This window comes from Sorangium sp. So ce836 (genome assembly GCF_028553905.1).
Lineage (GTDB): Bacteria > Myxococcota_A > Polyangia > Polyangiales > Polyangiaceae > Sorangium > Sorangium cellulosum_D.
In genome coordinates, this window is record NZ_CP102233.1 from 6,388,102 (window position 1) to 6,406,864 (window position 18,763).

Consider the following 18,763-nt stretch of genomic DNA (forward strand, 5'->3'; position numbering starts at 1 on the left):
GGCGCCGCGGCTGGAGGCGCAGCAGGCCCGCGGCCGCGCGCCCCGCCGACAGCGTCTCGGAGGGGCGCTCGCCGAACCGGCGCTTGTATTCGACGCTGAACCGCCCCGGGTTGCTGAGCCCGCGCAATCCCCGCTCCCGGCGCCTGTGCGGCGTGCGAGGGCCCTTCACCCTTATGCCTTGTCTGGACAAAGCGAGGCGCACGACCCGGCATTGGACGATAAGGGAGCACAAATTTCAGAGAATGTAAAACACATGAGCCAGCCAGGTAGAACCGGCGGCTCCCGTGCCCCTCACGGGTCCGCAGAAGCGTGCCGGTGACGTCGCGCCTGGGTGACACGGCGCGGCCGACTCATCGGGACGTTGCCGGACACGACCACGCTCGACAGGCCCGCTGACCTCTCGCGTCCCCTCGGGAGAGCCCACCCCGCGCGCGGCGCAGCGTATGCATCGCATCACGTGCGCACGGGCAGCGCTCCCGGCGCTGAAGGGGGAAATCATGGCAACGAGGGGGCCCGAAGATCGCGAATGGCTCGCAGAACGGGGCGAGACGGGTGTCCTCCAGGCAAGCAGCGCGCTGGCGGGCGAGCCGCCGAGATCCTCCGCGCCCATGGCCACGAGCGTCCTCGGCGCCGCGCCGGTCGCGCCCGTCGCCTCGTTCGTGCCGGGGTCGACCGAGATCCCGAGCCGCACCGCCGTCTCGAGCCGCACGGCATCCGTGCTCCGGCGGTGACCGACCCTCCGAGCGAGCCCCTCCCGCGGACGCGCTTCGCACGCCGGATCGGCGATGCGCTGCTGCGACAGCTCGGAGGGCGAGCGCAGGCCAGGGTGATCGTCCTGATGGCGCTCGTGCTGTCACTCGACAGCGCCGACGCCGGCGCGATCGGGGGCATGGCCGCGCCGCTGCAGGGGTCGCTCGGCATCGACAGCACCAGGCTCGGCCTGTTGTTCACGGTCGAATCCGCCGTCGCCGCCGCCGGAACCCTCGTGTTCGGCTGGCTTGTCGATCGCAGGGCGCGGACACGGCTCCTGGCGCTGACGGTCGTGCTGTGGGGCGTGGCGATGGTCGCCTGCGGTGCCGCGACCTCCTACGCCGCCCTCCTCGTCGCGCAGGTCGCGCTCGGGGCCGTCATCGCGGCCGCGCAACCCGCGGTCGCGTCCCTCGTCGGCGACTACTCTCCACCCGATCTGCGCGGTCGGGTGTTCGGCTTCATCCTCTCGGGCGAGCTGATCGGCACGGCGATCGGCGTCATCGCCGCGGGATTGTTGGCCGAGATCTCGTGGCGCCTCGGCTTCTGGGCCCTCGCCCTGCCGACGCCCTTTCTGGCGTGGGCCATCCATCGCCTCCCCGAGCCGGCGCGCGGCGGCGCGAGCTGGCTCCAGCCAGGCCAGGAACGCATCGAAGCGCGTCCGGGCGCGGCGGCGTCGCGCGACGAGGGGCCGTGGCCCCGTCCGGCGCAGAGCGTCGGCGCCAGGGCGCGCGCGGCCGGCGTCGAGCCGCGCGAGCGCCTCGTCCACGACGTCGACCGGCGCGAGCGGTCGTTTCTCTGGGCGCTCGGCTACGTGCTCCGCATCCCGACCAACCTGGTCCTGATCATCAGCTCCGCGCTCGGCTACTACTTCTTCGGCGGGCTGCGCATCTTCTCCGTCGAGCTCCTGACAGACCGCTACCACCTCAGCCACCAGGCGGCCCTCGGCGTCGCCGCGATCGTGGGATCCGGCGCGGTCCTCGGCGTCTACGTCGGCGGCAGGGGCGTCGATGGGCTGCTCGCCCGCGGGCACGAGACGGCGCGCATCTGGGTGGCCTCATGCGCGTACCTGGCGAGCACGGCGCTGTTCTTTCTCGGCCTGCTCTCCGTCGCGCTCGCCACCGCGCTGATCCTGTACGTCCTCGCCGCGTTCGCGCTCGCGGCCGCCAACCCTCCGCTCGACGCGGCGCGGCTCGACATCGTGCCCTCGCACCTGTGGGGTCGCGCGGAAGGCGTCCGGATGACGGTACGCAAAGCGGCGGAGGCCGCCGCGCCGGTGGCCTTCGGGTACGTCGCCGAGAACGTCTTCGGCGGCGGCCCGTCACCCCTGCGCGCGACCTTCTCCGTCATGCTCGTCTCGCTGTGCGGAAGCGGGCTCATCACCCTGATCGCGCTCCGCACGTACCTCCGCGACGCCGCCAGCGCCGACGCGCTCACAGAGCGAGCGCGAGGGCGTGGTCGCCGCTGAGCCCCGGGAAAGGGCCCGCCCCTCTCCGAGCGCTCGCCGACCTCGAAGCCCTCCATGCCCTGGCCGAGCGCCTCCTCCCCCCGGCGCCAACCGGAGGCGGCGGCCTCGGCGCGGCGGCTCGACCTCGATGACGAGCCTCGCCCCCGCGACGATCGCGCGGTGGCACGACGCGATCCTCGTGGCGCAGCGGTTGCAGCTCGCGCGGCGGCATGGACCGGCCGGTGAACGTGATCGAGGCGAGGTTCGGCGTGGCTGCCGTGCTCGCCTTCGTGTCCGGGGCCGTCGACGTGATCGGCTGGCTGTCGCTCGATCACCTCTACACGACGCACATGACGGGCAACAGCGCCGCGCTCGGCCAGGCCATCGCCCGCGGAGATGCGCGCGCGATCGTGACGCGCGGGCTCCCGGCCGTCGTCTTCATGGCGGGCGTGGTCTGCGGCGCCACGCTCGCCGAGGTCTGCGCCCATCGCGGCGTGCGCGCCGACGTCGCGCCGGGCCTCGCGCTCACCGCGGCCCTGCTCGGGGGCTTCCTCGTCGGGGTGAGCGTGACCGCGCACGCGGGGCCGGTCCCGCTCGAGCCGGCGTGGGCGTTCGACCTGCAGGCGTCGCTCGTCAGCCTGGCGATGGGGGTGCAGACGGCCACGTTCCGCCGCATCGACGGCGTGACGGTGCGCACCACGTACATCACCGGCATGCTCACCAACTTCGCCGAAGAGCTGGCCCAGCTGCTCGCCAGGCCTCGCGACGCCCCCGTCGACCTGCGCTCGACGGCGCGACACCTCGTGGCCACGGGGATCGTCTGGCCGAGCTTCGTGACGGGCGCCGCCGCGAGCGCGCTCGCGCACGCGCGCTGGGGCGCGCGCGCGCTGGCGATCCCGGTCCTGCTGCTCGTCTCGCTGGTGGTGCTCGACCTCGCGTGGCCCGTGGGCGGGCCCAGCGGGACGGCCGCGTGGCGGCGGGAGCAGCGGCGCCGGAGCGGCGAGTGATGCGGCCGGCGCGGGCGCAGCTCTCGAGCGCGGAGCGACGCCTCCTCCTTCTCCTCGGCGCCCCCGGCCTGGGGCTGTCGCTGTCCCTCACGGTCATCTCCACCTACCTCCCCGTGCTCGCGCGCGGGTTCACGGGATCGCGCGCCGGCATCGGCGCGCTCGTCGGCGGCGAGGGGCTCGTCGCCTTGCTCGTCCCCCTCTGGATCGGCGGCCTCTCCGATCGCGTCGACACCCGGTTCGGCCGCCGTGTCCCGTTCCTGATGGCGACCGCGCCCGTCGCGGCGGTCGCCCTCGCGCTCATCCCGCTCGCGCGCTCGCTCCCCGTCATGGCCGTGGAGGTGTTCTTCTTCTACGCCGCCTATTTCACCTACCTCGCGCCCTACCGCGCGCTCTACGCCGATCTCGTCCCCCTGAGCCTGAGCGGCCGCGCGCAGGGGATCCAGGGCATCTTCAGCCAGGTGGGCCTCGGATCCGCGCTCGTCGGCGGCGGGCTGCTCCTCGAGCTCTGGCGGCCGCTGCCGTACCTCGTCGCGGCCGCCGCCTTGCTCCTCGGGACCGCGCTGCTCGTGCTCGGGCTGCGCGGGACCGCACGGCCGTCCGCGGTCCCCCAGCGTGGCTCCCGCTCGTCGGCCGCGGAGGTCTGGGCGCTGCTCCGTCACCACCGGGCCATCCGCGCGCTCATGATCGCCAACGCGCTCCTCTCGCTCACGCTCGGCGGCATGAAGGCCTTCGTCGTGCTCTGGCTGACCGAGGGGCTCGGCAAGAGCATGAAGTTCATCGCCGGCGCGATGACCGTCGTCGCCGTGGGGGCCCTCCTCGGCGCGCTCGTGAGCGGCCAGCTCGCGGACCGGCACGGCGCGGCGCGCGTCCTCGCGCGCACGCTCGTCGTCTTCGGGCTCGGGCTGGTCCTCCCCGCCTTCTCCAGCTCCACCATGCTCCTCGGCGCGGAGCTCCCGCTCATCGCCTTCTGCGGCGGGGCAGCGAGCACCCTGCCCTACGCGATCGTCATGCAGCGGATGCCCGCTCGAAGCCACGGCGCCGCGGCGGGCCTCTTCGACGTGAGCGGCGGCGTCGGGACGCTCCTTGGGCCCGCGCTCACCGGCGCGGCCATCGACCTCCTGCGTCCGCTCTTCGCCTCCACCCAGGGGTACGCCGCGATGTGGCTCGTGCTCAGCGCGTCGACGCTCGCGAGCGTCGCGATGCTGCGGCGCGCACGGAGCGGCTGACGCCCGGGATCCCGCCGGGCCCTCACTCGCCCCGCTCGAGGAGGTCCCGCGTCGCGCGCTCGAGCAGATCGTGCGCGGTCGTGTCGTCCTCCTCGAGGTGGGCGACGCCGATCCGGAGGGTCATCCGGACGGGCATCGACGGGATGCGCCGGAACCGGTGCTGGCGCACCTTCTCGCCGAGCACCTTCGCGAACGCGGACGCCCGCGTCCGGCCGATCCCGGGGCGGACGATCGCGAGGAGGTCGCGGCGGTACCGCCCGAGCAGCCCGTCCTCCGGCACGTAGATCCGGACCACGCGCGCGAGGTCGTTGAGGATGCGGTCGACCGCCGCCCGCCCGTGCTTCTCCTCGACCTCCTGGAGGCCGTCCACGCCGAGCAGCAGCAGGGACAGCCGCCGGGTCCGCTGCTCCCTGGCGCGCTGGACCTCCTTCTTGAGGAAGGCCCGGAGCCGCTCCTCGTGGACGACCTCGGCGAGATCCTCGTCGCGGTGCCGCGCGTCGCCCGCGAGCTTCGGCGCGGGGTCCAGCGGCCTCGGCGCGGGGTCCAGCGGCCTCGGCGCGGGGTCCAGCGGCCTCGGCGCGGGGTCGGGCGGCCTCGGTCCCGGATCGGGCGGCTTCGGCCCGGGGTCCGGCGGGGCGGCGGCGCGCCGGTCGTCGAGCTCGAGGCTGCGGCGCGACGACGGCGGCGGGTTCGAGGGCGGAACCGGCCCGGGGGGCGGGCTCGACGGCGCGGGCGCGCCGAGCGCCTCGGCCATCAGGGCGACGGCCGTTGTGGCGCGGTCGAACCGGTCCCGCGGATCGATCGCGGTCGCCTGCTGGAACCAGGCGTCGAAGGCGGGCGGCAGCCGGACGGTGCGGCGCCGCGCGGCGCGGGCGCTCGCGGGCTCGGGCAGCCCCGCCGCCATCCGCTGGAGGAGCGCGAAGATCGAGGGCAGGACGTTGGCCTCGGTCAGCCAGTAGGGGCTGCCCACGAGCAGCGTGAAGGCCACGTGCGCCAGCGCGTGGATGTCGGCCTTCGGCCCCACGGCGCCGTCGCCGCGGATCTGCTCGGGGGCCATGTAGAGCGGCGTCCCGAGGATCGCGGTGCGGTCCGCCATGCTGCTCTGCGCCGCGATCTTCGCCAGGCCGAAATCGAGGACCTTGACGCACGGGGAGCCGTCGTCCCGCCGCGTCAAGAAGAGGTTCGCCGGCTTGAGGTCGCGATGGACGATGGCCGCCGCGTGCATCTTGTCGAGCGCGCGCGCGACCTGGGAGAGGTAGAGCACCACCTCCACCGCCGGCAGCGGGCCGCGGCGCGCCGACAGGCTCGCGAGCTCCTCGCCCTGGAGCAGGTCCATGACGAGGAAGGGCATCCCGGAGTCGGCGTCGATGCCGGCGTCGGAGACCGGGACGATGTGATCGCTCTCGATCCCGCCGGTGATCTTGGCCTCCTGGGCGAACCGGGCGCGCATGCCGGGGTCCTGGATGGATCCCGGGAGCATCACCTTGAGCGCGCGGCGGCGGTCCGTGACCTCGTCGACGACCTCGTACACCGCCCCCATCCCGCCCGCCTTGAGCGAGCGGACCACGCGGTATCGCCCGTGGAAAAGCGTGTCGGGTCGGAGCTGCGCGAGGCTCGGCGGATCCATCGGGAGATCGAGGCCACGGGAGCATAGATCGGACGGGGCCCTGGCCGGGCACCGTTCGCGACGGCGCGGCGCCGCGGGCGCGGCGTTCATCGCGATGCGGGGCTCGTCGCGGGGGCGCGGCGCCCGATCCGGGAGAGCGCCGCGCCGGCGCGAGCGCGCCCGGGAACCACGGCCGCGCCGGCCCGGTTGCACCATGGACGCGCGCCGGCGTGCGGGCGGCGGCGCCGCAGCGGGCGCGCCGGTAGTACTGCGAGGCGGTGGTCGGCGGAAAACTCGACGCCCCCGGCGCCCGCGTGGTAGCTCCGCCGGGTGGGTTCGTCTGCGCTCGCCGTCCGCTCCGCCGCGAGGCGGAGCTCCGCAACATGGGCCGCGGCCGGGTTGCTCGGCCTCGGGGCCGTGACCCTCGCAACGCAGAGCTGCGGCACCGACGCCGTGGGCATCGACGCCTGCCGGCAAATCGAGACGGCCCGGTGCGAGGCCGCCGCCGCGTGCCCGGCGTGGGTCGGCTCGGCCGACGCCGACGCGCGGGTGGACGCCTGCGTCGAGTTTTCCTGGGACCAGTGCCTCCACGGCATCGAGAACGCCGGCACAAAGGAGCACCCCGCGCCGGAGCCGACGGAAAGCCAGATCAAGGCCTGCGTCGACGCCATCGGCGCGACGCGCGAGTGCGCCGCCGACAACGTCGCTTCCATGGCGGAGTGCTCCGCCGCGCAGCCCGCGGAGGGCGCCGATCGCGCGCTCAGCCCGTGCGAGGTGATCATCGGGCGGGCTCATGAGCTCGCGGCCTGCGCGTTCGTGGCCAAATCGACCGGCGCGGGCGGCGGCGAGGGCGATGGTGGCGGCGGCGGAAGCGCCGGCGCTGACGGTGAAGGCGGGGGGAACGGCGGTGGTGGAGGCGCCGGCGGTGCTGGCGATGGCGGCGGCGGCGGAAGCGCCGGCGCTGACGGTGAAGGCGGCGGCGGCGGAAGCGCCGGCGCTGACGGTGAAGGCGGCGGGGGCGGCGGTGCCGGTCAAGGGGGGGGCGGCGGCGCTGGCGGTGCCGCTGATCCCTAGTTCTTCGGCCCGAAACACGCGTATCGCTCGAGCCTCTCCGCGAGTCGCCCGTTTCGAGCAATGAAACGCCCACTCGGCCCCCGAGTCGCCGCTTTCAAGGCTTGGAACGCCCCACTCGGCCTCCGAGTCGGCCATCTCAAGCCTTGAAATCCCCAACTCGGCCCCCGAGTCGGCCATCTCAAGCCTTGAAATGCCCCGCTCGGCCCCCGAGTCGCCCGTTTCAACGTTTGCATCAAGCCTTGCAACGGCCGGGTCACGCCCCGCAGCCACGGCCCCGCCTCACACGAGAGCAGCGCGTCCGACAGCTCGTCCATGAGCGCCGCCGTCCCCGGCGCCCTCCGCGCGACCGCCTCGGCCTGCGCGGCCGCGCGGCGGAGCTCCGTCGGCTGGTACGGGCTGTTGGCCCGCAGGCGCCCTCCCGGCGCGGGGCGCGCCGCGTTTCATGTGGCGCCGTTCCCCGGCTTGGACTAGTGCCCCCTGCCGATGGGCCGAGCTCGAGCTGGTTGTGGAACCTCGTCCGGTGGGGATCGCGAAGGCGGGCTCTCCCCGCAGCCCTGGTCCGGCCGGCGCGCCCTGGCGCTCGCCGTGCTCGCGCTCGCGGCCTGCACCAGCGGGAACGACGACGACGACGACGACGGGCGCATCCAGACCTCGCTCGCCATCGACCCGCTCGCCTTCCTGGGCGACGTGCGGTGCTCGAACGAGCCGGGGGCGATCCGCAGCTACGTCGCCACGCTCACGGACGAGAGCGCCGAGGGCGGTCCGTTCACCCTCGCCTCGTCGCCGCCGATCCCGTGCACGTCGCGCGTGTCGTTCACCTACGTCGTCGAGGGGCACGAGTACACGGCCAGGATCGACGGCTACGCGCAGTACGCCGAGGAGCTCACCCCCGTCGGCGACGAGACCTCCGGGAGCCCCCACATGCTCGTCGACGGCGCCCCGGTCGCGCCGCGCTGGACGTGGGCGTGCCCGGGCCCCGAGGCCGCGGACGACGCCGGCAAGCTCGTGGCGAAGACGGGCGTCAACGTCGTCGTCCAGGGGTGCGCCGCGGTCTCCGGCCCCGACGACACGCAGCGCGCGGCCATCGTGCTCGACCCGGCGAGCGCGCTCGGCGCGCTGCGCTGCGGGGCCGGCGACCGAGAGGTCGCGTCGTTCGACGTCCTCCCCCAGGGCGGCTCGCTCGCGCCGGTGCTCGGCGTCGGCTGCCCGCCGGCCGAGCCCATCGTCTACGACCTCGGCGCCGCCGCGGCAGGGGCCCACGTCTTCCGCCTGGAGGCGAAGAACGCCGCGGGCGATCTCCTGTTCGGGTCGAGCTGCTTCGCCGCGGCGAGCGCGGGCGTCACGGCGACGGCGACCTGCGATCCGCTGTCCGACACGGGAGCGCTCGAGCTCGACCTCGGCGCGCTCCTCGACGCGGAACAGCTCGCCTGCGGGGCCGGCGCGGCCAGCTACACGGCGACCGAGCCGCTGCCCGACGGCGAGCAGCCCGAGACGGATGCGCCCCCCTACGTCGGCCCTGTACCCTGCGGCGAGCGCGCGCTCCTCTCGGCCCTCCCCCCGGGCGCGTACACGACCTCGATCGAGGTGCGCGACGCGAAGGGGGCGCCGGCGCTGTTGGCCCAGTGCAGCGGCGAGGTCCGCCCCGGCGCGACCACGCGCGCCGCGTGCGCGTCTCCCTGACCGGAGCGACGCCCGGAGGCCGGCAAACCCTTTGCGCCGGCCTGCCCCTTGGAGTACCTGAACGCATCCGTCGCATCCCCTGAACAGCGCGGGTCAAGGGCGAGCGGCGGAGGTCGGATTCGACCTCGTCGCTCGCCGATCGAGGCCTGAGACGCCTCCGCCGCCCCGCTCGACGCTCGAGCCGCGCTGGGATGGGCCTCTACGACGGGGCCGCGCGCGCCGCGCACGCCCCGCGCCTCGGGTGCAGATCCCATGGAAGAGACGTCGAACATCCAGCAGAAGGTTCCGGTCAGCATCCAGGACGAGCTCCGGACGAGCTACCTCGACTACGCGATGAGCGTGATCATCGGCCGCGCGATCCCGGACGTGCGCGACGGCCTGAAGCCGGTGCACCGCCGGATCCTCTACTCGATGAACGAGCAGAAGATCGGCCCCTCCGGCGCGCACAAGAAGTGCGCGCGCGTCGTCGGAGACGTCCTCGGCAAGTACCACCCCCACGGCGATCTCGCGGTCTACGACGCGCTCGTCCGCATGGGGCAGACCTTCAGCCTGCGCTACCCGCTCATCGACGGGCAGGGCAACTACGGCTCGATCGACGGCGACTCGCCCGCGGCCATGCGGTACACGGAGTCGCGCCTGTCCCGGATGGCGGTCGAGCTGCTCGCCGACCTCGACAAGGACACGGTCGACTTCGTCCCGAACTACGACGACTCGGAGCTCGAGCCGAGCGTGCTGCCGGCGAAGTTCCCGCAGCTGCTCGTCAACGGCTCGGGCGGCATCGCCGTCGGCATGGCGACGAACATCCCGCCGCACAACCTCGGCGAGATCATCGACGCGACGATCGCGATCATCCGCAACCCCGACATCACGCTGGAGGAGCTGCTCCACCTGGTGCCTGGCCCCGATTTCCCGACCGGCGGCCTCATCTACGGCAAGAGCGGGATCGTGCAGGCGTACACGACCGGCCGCGGCTCGATCACGATGCGCGGGCGCAGCCAGGTCGAGAAGACGATGAAGGGCGACCGCGAGCAGCTCGTGTTCACCGAGATCCCCTACCAGGTGAACAAGGCCCGGCTGGTCGCGAAGATCGCCGAGTGCATGAAGGAGAAGCGCATCGAGGGGATCAGCGAGGTGCGCGACGAGAGCGACCGCGAGGGGATGCGGATCGTCGTCGAGCTGAAGAAGGACATCTTCCCGCAGGTGGTGCTGAACCAGCTCTACCGGCTGACGGATCTCCAGGCGACGTTCGGGGTCATCAACCTGTCGATCGCGAACGGGCGCCCGGCGGTGCTGAGCCTGAAGGACACGCTCTCGCACTTCATCGAGCACCGGCGCGAGGTCGTGACGCGGCGCTGCCGCTTCGAGCTGCGGCAGGCCGAGGCGCAGCGCGAGCTCGTCGAGGGGCTCGGGATGGCGACGAGCGACATCGATCGCATCGTCGCGACGATCCGGGCCTCGAGCGACACGGACGAGGCGCGGGAGAACCTGCAGAGGCTGCCGCTCCGCGGGCTCGGCGAGTTCCTGCGGCGCGCCGGCCGGCCGGAGCCCGAGTGCGCCGAGGCCGACACGCGCGGCGACTACTTCCTGTCGGAGCGGCAGGCCAAGGCGATCCTCGAGATGCGGCTGTCGCGCCTGACCGGCCTCGAGCGGGAGAAGCTCGCGAAGGAGTACGGCGAGCTGTCGCAGACGATCGAGCGGCTCCGGGCGATCCTGGCGGACATGGGGCTGCTCATGAACGTGATCGTGATGGAGCTCGAGGAGATCAAGGCGCGCTTCGGCGACAAGCGGCGCACCGAGATCGTGCCGGCCGAGGCCGAGATCCAGATGGAGGACCTGATCCAGGAAGAGGACATGGTCGTGACCATCTCGCACGCCGGCTACCTGAAGCGGACGCCGACCTCGACGTACCGGGCGCAGCGCCGCGGCGGCAAGGGGATGGTGGGGATGGAGGCGCGCGAGGAGGACTGGGTGAGCCAGCTCTTCGTGGCGTCGACGCACTCGTACGTCTTCTTCTTCAGCGACAAGGGCAAGGTCTTCGTCAAGAAGGTCTACGAGATCCCGCAGGCGCCGCGGAACGCGAAGGGCCGGGCGATCGTGAACTTCGTCGGGATGGAGCCGGGGGAGAAGGTCGCGGCGATCACGCCGGTGCCGAGCTTCGACGGCGAGACGTACGTGGTGACCCTGACCCGCCGCGGGCAGATCAAGAAGACGGCGCTCAACGAGTACGAGAACTACCGGGACAAGGGGATCATCGGGGTCCGGATCGAGGAGGGCGATCAGCTGTTCACGGCGGCGCTCACCGACGGCAAGCGCGAGCTCGTGATCGCGACGCGGAGCGGGATGAGCATCCGCTTCCCCGAGGACCAGGTGCGGCCGACGGGCCGCGCGACGATGGGCGTGAAGGGCATCGAGCTCGACGAGGGCGACGTGGTGGTGGGCCTCGGCGTGAGCGGCGACGGGCGCGACCGGGTGCTGGCGGTGTGCGAGCGCGGGTACGGCAAGCAGACGCCGCTCGAGGAGTTCCGGCTGCAGAGCCGCGGCGGCAAGGGCGTGATCCTGATCGACGCGAGCGAGCGGAACGGGCCGGTGGTGGGCGTGGCCATGGTGAGCCCGAGCGACGAGGTGCTGATCGTGACCGACCGCGGGCAGATGATCCGGACGAAGGCGAGCGAGATCCGCGAGACGGGGCGCAACGCGCAGGGCGTGCGGATCATGCACGTGGGGCAGGACGAGCGGGTGGTCGCGGTCGAGGCGTTCGCGGCGGACGCGACCGAGGGCGAGGACGGCGGCGGCTCGACGCCGCCGGCGGCGGCGGCCGACGGGGCCAACGGGGTCGCGGACCACACGGGCGGGGACGGGGGCGGCGAGGTCAACTAGCGCCGCTCACGCTGAAATTCGGCGAAATCGATTCATGGGAAGAGGACCGCAAGGGCGCGAGGGACGCAAGGGGAAGAGAAGAATACAATCCCATCTCTGTCCCATTGCGCCTCTTGCGCCCTTGCGGTTCAACGCAAAGGCACAGAAAGAAGAATGATTATGTCTTTTTGCGTCTTTGCGCCTCTGCGTTGAAAATCCACTTCGTTCGGGCGGAGTGACGTCGCTTCGAGGCCGATCCGCGATCCGCCGGAGAGGCCTTTAAGGCGCGGCGGCCGGCGCGGGTCGGCTCTCGGGGCGAGGCGCGCAAGCGACGGCGCCCTGGCCGACGAGCTGCGCGAGCTCGGTCACGTGATCGTCCGTCGCATCCATCGCCGCGAGCGCGTCGGCGAGCCGAAGGACGTACTCGACGTTGGAGCCGCTCGGCCCGTGGGACGCGAGCACCTGCGCGGCGATCTCGGCCAGGGGCGCCTCGCCGAGGTAATCCGGGTTGTCGGGCGTGGCCACGTACACGATGGCCGCTCGAGGCGCGCTCTCCGCGTGCGCCTCCTCCGCCAGGGTGAGCGGCACGTCGCAGCGCGCATATCCGCCCTTCTCGCGGTGATCCAGGGCGCGGAGCACCTCGTCCACGTCGGCGGCGGCGACCCGATAGGCCATCCCCCAGCAGCGCGCGAGAGGCGCCGGGATGAGCGTGACCACCCGCCCCGGCGCCCCGGGAATACCCCGGTGATCGGTGGAACCCTGCCAGAACCGGCGCGCCCAGCCGGTGATGTACCCGGGCGCCATCCGCTCGAATCGAAACGCCGGCCGCCAGATCAGCGAGCCGTAACCGAAGATCCAGGTCTCGCCATGCACGGGACCATTCTATCAAACGTCGCCGCCCGCCAGAACCGCCGCGCTCGCCTGGACGGCTCGCGCCAGGCGGGCTGTGGGCTGTTACCGGAGATCCTCCCGGATGTTCCCCACCGAGCGCTGGATCAGCTGCTCCAGCGCCTCCCGGCTGCGGCGCTCGTGCTCGGCCGCCTCCTTGGCCCGCCGCTCCTCGGCGCTGGCCCGGGCCTCGGCGACGCGCGCACCGCTCTCGGACGCCCGCGCCATGTCGCGCGCCGTCCGGGCGTCCCGGGCCGCCTTCCGCGCTTGCTCGGCCGCGGACTCGGCCCGGTACCGCGCCTCCTCGGCCTCCTTCTGCAGGACCTCCGCCAGCCGCCGCTGGTCCTCCGTGTTCCTCCGCGCCCGCTCGGCGGCCTCGCGGGCCGCCCGCTCGTTCGCGAGCGCCTGCGCGAGGTTGTACTCGGTCTGGCGGATCTCCTGGAGCTGCGCGGTGATGACCTGGTTCTGGCGGACCACCTTGATGATCCCCAGGGCGGCCATCGCGACCAGCACGGCGAGCCCCGTCATGGTGCCGACGATCAGCCTGCGCCGCCGGCGCTTCGCCTGGCTCGCCAGCCGGAGCACGGCGTCCAGATACCGCTGCTCCCGCTCGGGCAAGCGGCCCTGATACTGGTACCTGTCGCGGAAGCGGCGCGCCTCCTGGGCGATCTTGCCGCGCCAGAGGGTGTCGTCGGCGCAGCCGCTCGACTCCCACTGCCTCGCCGCCACGCGCAGCTTGTCGAGGAACGCCGCGTCCTTCTGGTTCTCGTCGAGCCAGCGCTGCAGCGTCGGCCAGCGCTCGATGAGCGACTCGTGCACGATCTCCACGCGGCTGCCGGCGTCGTCGCGCCCCGTCTCGACCGCCAGCAGCCGCGCGTCCGAGAGGACGTGGACCACCCCCTCGATCTCGTCCGGCTCGCCCGGCAGCTCGCGGATCTCCCGCAGGCTGGCGATGGCCCGCGTGCGCTCGGGCGTCACCAGGCGCTCGAACACCGCCCGGCAGAGCTTCGCCTGGCGCACGCTCATCCCGGCCAGCACCGTGTCGGCGTGGCTCGCGAGCGTGCCGGCCACGCCGCCGATCGCCTCGTAGCTCGCCCGCGTCAGGAGCCGGCGCTCGCGATGGCGCAGATCCCACCACCGCGCCGCCATGAACTGCAAGAGCGGCAGCGCGCCGCGGGTCGTCTCCAGCACGTCGAGGATGTCCTCGACCAGCGCCGGATCCTCGATCTCGTACCGCGCCGCCTGGACGGGCCTCGTGAGCGCCTCGCGCAGCCCGGCGCGGCCGATGGGCGGCAGGACCACGAGCCCGCGCGTCACCGCCGCCATGAAATGCCTGTCCTCGGCCACCCGCTCGATGAAGTCCGACCGCATCGACAGGATGACGCGCAGGGGCGAGGAGGCGTCGTCCGCGACGCCCCCGAGGCACGAGAGGAACGCGGCGCGCTCGCCGGCGTCGCAGGAGAGCGTGTAGAGCTCCTCGAACTGGTCGACGAAGAGCACGACGCGGCGCTGCTTCCGCGCCGCCCACGCGCGCAGCTCGGCCCCGAGGTAGCCCGGCTCGGCGCGCAGCCGGTCGACGAGCGTGCGCCCGCGCGAGGCGTCGCCGCCCGGCGGCTCCGGCCGCTCCGAGCCGCCCCTCGACAGCAAGGAGGGGTGGCTGAGCAGCTCGGCGAGCGCCGCCATCGGCTCGCGCCCCGGCCGGAGGATGAGCGACTCCCACCCTCCGCCAGACCGCTTGAGCGCCGGGAAGATCCCCGCCCGGACGAGCGACGACTTGCCCACGCCCGACGCGCCGACGATCGCGAGGAGCGGCTGGCTGCGCAGCCGCGTCACCATCCTGGCGACGTCCTCCGCGCGGCCGAAGAAGCGGTCCGCGTCGGCCTCCTGGAACGCCGAGAGGCCCGCGAAGGGGCTCTCGTCGGCCCCGAGGACGATCTCGTGGCGCCCGGGCAGGAGCGGCAGGAGCTCGGAGAGGAGCTGCTGCGCCGAGGCGGTGCGCTCGGCCTTCCGCTTGCGCAGGCAGCGATCGATGATCCCGCCGAGCGCGCCGAGCTCCGGGCGCGCGCCGTCGAGCTCGGGCATGGGCTGGTCGAGCAGGGCGACCTGCATGAGGCTGTGCACCGTGACCGGCGCGAGCGGGTGCGCGCCGGTGACGAGCTCGTAGAGCATGATGCCCACGGCCCAGATGTCGCTGGCGTGATCGATCCCCTCCCCGAGCCACTGCTCCGGGGACATGTACGGGATCGTCCCCATCATCGCGCCCTCGCGCGTCAGGGTCGTGCGGATCGAGATGGGCGCCCGATCGACCGGGCCGGCGACGTCGGTGTCGAGCAGCTTGGCGATGCCGAAGTCGAGCACCTTGATGGCGCCGGACGCCTCCAGCATGATGTTCTCGGGCTTGAGATCGCGGTGGACGATGCCGAGCTTGTGGGCGCACGACAGGGCGCGCACCACCGGCACCATCATCTCCACGGCGGCGCTCGCCGACACCGGCGCCGCCGCGACCGTCTCGTCCGCGCCGGCCGGCCTGCGCTGATCCATCCACGCGCGGAGGCTCTGGCCGTCGATGTACTCGAGCACCATGTACGGATATCCGTCGTGCTCGTTCACATCGTGGATCGTCACGATGTTCTCGTGCTTGCAGAGCGCGGTGGCGCGGGCCTCGACCAGGAACCGCTGGAGCCTCGCGCCGGTCAGGCTCGTGACGACCTTGATGCCCACGAGGCGCCCCAGGCGGACGTCGCGGCCGAGGAAGACGGTGCCCATGCCCCCTCGGCCGAGCTCGCGAATGAGCTCGTAATGCCCGATGAGCGTCCCGGCGCGGATGGCCGGACCGGAGGCCTGCCGGCTCGACATGGGCGGGCCGGCAGGCTCCTGCGCCGTCGAGGAGCGCCGCAGCGGGCCCGTCCTGCTCGCGGCGCTCTCCTCCGGGCGCCGCGCGGGCTCGGTGGACCCGCGAGGCGCCGCCCCGAGGACCGGGGATTCCGCCGTCGAGGCGCTCGCCAGGCCTGCCCCCGGGCCCGGGGACAGGGGCAGCGTCTCCTCCCCGCGAAGGCCGTGCTCCTCGGTGCCGATCACTTCGCGCGAGGATACCCAGGGACTCCGCGATTCACAATGTCACGGGCCGTTGACATCGAGAAATCCACCAGGGACATGCCCTCTCGGTGAAGTCGAGCGATGCGAGCGACTCGAGCGATGCGAGCGACTCGAGACGGCGTCGATAACGTGCGATCCGCCGGCGATACGGAGAGCGAGCATCGCGGACTCTCCGCCTGTCACGGAGCGTTTCCTTCGACAGCCCTCCTCCGCGCCGAGCGCGGGCGCCGGGGCGCTCGCGGCCTCGATCGATGCCGCGGGCGGCGCGCCCGGGCCGCGCGCGGTGCGATGGAGATGGGCAGTGCCTGGTACGCTGGGAGCGGCGTCGATCTCCCTCGGATCGCCGCGGCCCGCCGCAGGCGCTCACCCCTCGAGCAGCTCGAACCGGATCCCCGCCGCCTGCAGCCGCTCGATGAGCCGCTCCCCCATGGCCACGGCCGGGGTGAGGACGCCGGCGCGCGCCGGCAGCCGCTCGCGGTCGAACGCCATGCAGAGCGCCGACTCCGCCACCATCTTCGCCGTCTCCGAATAGCCCGGATCGCCGCCGCTCACGCGCGTAACCACCCTGCGCGACGCGCTCTTGCCGTGGAAGGTCACCTGGAACCAGCTGCGCGCCCGCTCCTCGGCGCTCGGCCCCTCCCCCGGGCTGCGCACCTTGCGGAGCAGCTCCCGCGTCGGCCCCACCTTGGCGAGCGCCGCCACGGCGCCGAAGCCGGCGATCCCGATCACGAGCTGCAGCCCGGACTTGACCTGCATGTAGTGCCCGTACTGGAAATCGGGGCCGTAGACGTCGAGCTCCCGCGCGCTCCGCAGCACGATCTCGGGATCGATGCTCGGCATCGGACAGACCCAGGCGCGCAGCGGCTTCTCGTAGCGGATGCGCGCCTTGAGCCCCTGCGCCTTGCGCGCGCCGCGCGCCCCCTCGGAGCGCGCCTCGCGCCGCCTGCGGCCGCCGTGCGCCATGCTCTCGAGCAGCGACTGCCACGTGCCGCCCGAGAAGCTGCCGTGCGCGCGCACGACGCCCTCCACCGCGATCGGCTCGCCCGCGGGGAGCTTCGTCACCGTGAAGAGCACGCCGAGGTCGTGCGGGATGCTGTCGAAGCCGCAGCAGTTGACGATCTTCACGCCCGCCGCGCGGGCGGCCTCGTGGTGGCGCTCGAGGAGGCGATCGACGAACTCGGGCTCGCCGGTGAGGTCCGCGTAGTCGGTGCCCGCGCGGATGCACGCCTCGACCAGCGGCTCGCCGCGGCTCGAGTACGGGCCCACGGTCGTGATGACCACGCGCGCCTGGCTCGCCATGCGCTCGAGCGACGCCGCGTCCTCCGAGGTCGCCTCGATGACGCCCACGGCGGCGCAGGCCGGATCGATCGCCTCCAGCGCCGCCTTCACCTCGGCGAGGCGCCCCGCGCTCCGGCCGGCGATCGCGAAGCGGGCGGGTCGCGCCGAGGCGTCGTCCCGGGCGGAGGCCTCCTTGCCCCTGGTGGCGAGATACTCGGCGACGAGGCGACCGGTGAAGCCGGTCGCGCCGTAGACGATCACATCGTACGTGCGGTCGAGGGTCATGGGGGGAGCCTTGATACCACGACCGCGGGCGGGAAAACGTCACCGTCGGCACCACGAGAGAGACGGCGGGACCCAGCCGCCGAACGAGCGCTCCAGGTGCTGCGCCACGGCGATCGTCACATGATCGTTGCCGTGGATCGCCGCCACCTGGACGCCGAGCGGCAGCCCGTCGGCGTTGAGGCCGAGCGGGACCTGCGTCGCCGGCATCTCCATGACGTTGAGCACCGCGGTGTACGTCCACTGGAAGGGCGGCAGGAGCGGCGCGTAGTGCCGCGGCGCGGGCCGCGGGTACGACGGGTAGAGCATCACGCCCCGCTCGCCGATGCGCGCCACGAGCTCGGCGCGGAGCGCCTCGCCGAGCTCCAGGGCGCGCGCGGTGCGCGAGGGGAAGTGCCGGCCGACGTCCTCGAGCAGCGTGAGCCCGATCGCGGGCAGCGTGTGCGCCGAGCGGCGGAGCGACCAGCGGGCGAGCTCGCGCGGGAGGCTGATCGGGCGGCCGTCCCCGAGCAGCGCCCGGAACGTGACGCCGCCGGCCACGCCCAGCATCGCGGTCCAGATGTCGAGCGCCCGCGCGAGGAGCTCGACGCGCGCCTTGCGGACCGTGGCCCCGCGCGCGGCGAGCGCCTCCTCCGCCCGCCGCTGCGCGGCCAGGAGATCGTCGCTCACCCGGCGCGCGCCGTCGTGCTCGACCGAGAGCACCGTCAGCCCGCCGAGGTCGACCGAGGCCGGGTCGCCGAGGGGCAGCGGCGCGCAGGCCGGATCGCGCGCGTCGGGGCCCGCGAGGACGCGGAGCACCGGCATGAGATCCTCGGCGCGCCGCGCGATCGGCCCCGCGGTCATGTAGCGGAGCCCGCGCTCGCCGGGCAGCGGGAACTGGCCCGAGGTCGGCACGAGCCCGCCGGTCGGCTTGTGGCCGAAGACGCCGTTGAAGAACGCGGGCATCCGGATGGACCCGCCGATGTCCGAGCCGAGCCCGACCGGCGCGCCGCCCGCGCCGACGACCGCGGCCTCGCCGCCCGAGCTGCCGCCCGCGGTGCGCGCCGGATCGTAGGGGTTGTTCGTCCGGCCGTAGAGCCGGTTGTTCGACTCCATCCACATGCAGAGCTCCGAGACGTTGGTGACACCGAGCGGGATGAAGCCGGCGGCGCGCATGCGCGCGACCGTCACCGCGTCTTCCGTCGCGCGCACGCCGGCGCGGGCGACGAGCCCCGCGGAGTTCGGCATGCCGGCGACGGCGAAGCTCTCCTTGATGGAGCACGGGACCCCGAGGAACGGCGGCGCGGCGGCGGCGTCGCCGCGATCGAGGAGCGCGTCGGCGGCGCGCGCCTCGGCGCGGGCGGCGTCGAACCGGTTCGCCACCATCGCGTTGAGCGTCGGGTTCACGCGCTCGATGTGCCGGATGTGGGCCTCCACGACCTCGGCCGACGTCACGGCCCGGGCGCGGATCAGCGCAGCCAGCCGCGTGGCGGAGAGCAGGAGCAACGGATCTCGTGAAAGCATGGGCGTGGGTGCGATAAGCGATCAGGCGCGGGACGGCGACCCGGGTCAAGGGGCCGCCCCAGGGCCCGACAAT

Annotated in this window: 11 protein-coding genes; 6 read left to right on the top strand and 5 right to left on the bottom strand. The window is 73.4% G+C overall.

The window, feature by feature from the left end:
- Window positions 1–457: 457 nt before the first annotated feature.
- From NQZ70_RS23120 to NQZ70_RS23130, 3 genes are all read left to right on the top strand, one after another.
- On the top strand, window positions 458–2,215 hold the full coding sequence (locus NQZ70_RS23120) for an MFS transporter (RefSeq protein WP_129576129.1): 1,758 nt from the start codon (window positions 458–460) through the stop codon (window positions 2,213–2,215).
- A 209-nt stretch (window positions 2,216–2,424) separates the two neighbouring features.
- The gene (locus NQZ70_RS23125; RefSeq protein WP_129576130.1) at window positions 2,425–3,201 is read left to right on the top strand and encodes a YoaK family protein; all 777 of its coding nucleotides are present in this window, start codon (window positions 2,425–2,427) and stop codon (window positions 3,199–3,201) included.
- Entirely contained in the window at window positions 3,201–4,427 is a 1,227-nt protein-coding gene (locus NQZ70_RS23130; RefSeq protein ID WP_237245670.1) for an MFS transporter, read from the top strand. Before NQZ70_RS23125 ends, NQZ70_RS23130 begins: the two co-directional genes overlap by 1 nt.
- Window positions 4,428–4,449: 22 nt before the next feature.
- Here NQZ70_RS23130 and NQZ70_RS23135 read toward each other — a convergent pair whose 3' ends face one another.
- Window positions 4,450–6,054: a protein kinase domain-containing protein gene (locus NQZ70_RS23135; RefSeq protein ID WP_165374117.1), complete on the bottom strand. Its 1,605-nt coding sequence runs from the start codon at window positions 6,052–6,054 to the stop codon at window positions 4,450–4,452.
- 396 nt (window positions 6,055–6,450) lie between these two features.
- Here NQZ70_RS23135 and NQZ70_RS23140 point away from each other — a divergent pair, with 396 nt between their 5' ends.
- From NQZ70_RS23140 to gyrA, 3 genes are all read left to right on the top strand, one after another.
- Window positions 6,451–7,107 carry a hypothetical protein gene (locus tag NQZ70_RS23140; RefSeq protein ID WP_272829026.1) on the top strand — a complete coding sequence of 219 codons (657 nt, stop codon included), beginning with the start codon at window positions 6,451–6,453 and terminating at the stop codon, window positions 7,105–7,107.
- Between the two features lie 483 nt (window positions 7,108–7,590).
- Window positions 7,591–8,787 carry a hypothetical protein gene (locus tag NQZ70_RS23145; protein WP_129576134.1) on the top strand — a complete coding sequence of 399 codons (1,197 nt, stop codon included), beginning with the start codon at window positions 7,591–7,593 and terminating at the stop codon, window positions 8,785–8,787.
- Window positions 8,788–9,039: 252 nt separating this feature from the next.
- Entirely contained in the window at window positions 9,040–11,664 is a 2,625-nt protein-coding gene (gyrA, locus tag NQZ70_RS23150) for a DNA gyrase subunit A (protein ID WP_129576135.1), read from the top strand.
- A gap of 258 nt (window positions 11,665–11,922) precedes the next feature.
- On the opposite strand, the gene NQZ70_RS23155 is transcribed toward gyrA, so the two are convergent.
- The 4 genes from NQZ70_RS23155 to NQZ70_RS23170 form a co-directional block, all read right to left on the bottom strand.
- Window positions 11,923–12,516: a gamma-glutamylcyclotransferase gene (locus NQZ70_RS23155; RefSeq protein WP_129576136.1), complete on the bottom strand. Its 594-nt coding sequence runs from the start codon at window positions 12,514–12,516 to the stop codon at window positions 11,923–11,925.
- Window positions 12,517–12,597: 81 nt separating this feature from the next.
- Window positions 12,598–15,609: a serine/threonine-protein kinase gene (locus NQZ70_RS23160; RefSeq protein ID WP_129576137.1), complete on the bottom strand. Its 3,012-nt coding sequence runs from the start codon at window positions 15,607–15,609 to the stop codon at window positions 12,598–12,600.
- Window positions 15,610–15,990: 381 nt separating this feature from the next.
- A complete protein-coding gene (locus tag NQZ70_RS23165) occupies window positions 15,991–17,190 on the bottom strand; it encodes a trans-acting enoyl reductase family protein (RefSeq protein ID WP_129576138.1) in 1,200 nt (399 codons plus the stop codon).
- Between the two features lie 39 nt (window positions 17,191–17,229).
- Window positions 17,230–18,690 carry an amidase gene (locus NQZ70_RS23170; RefSeq protein WP_129576139.1) on the bottom strand — a complete coding sequence of 487 codons (1,461 nt, stop codon included), beginning with the start codon at window positions 18,688–18,690 and terminating at the stop codon, window positions 17,230–17,232.
- Window positions 18,691–18,763: the final 73 nt, after the last annotated feature.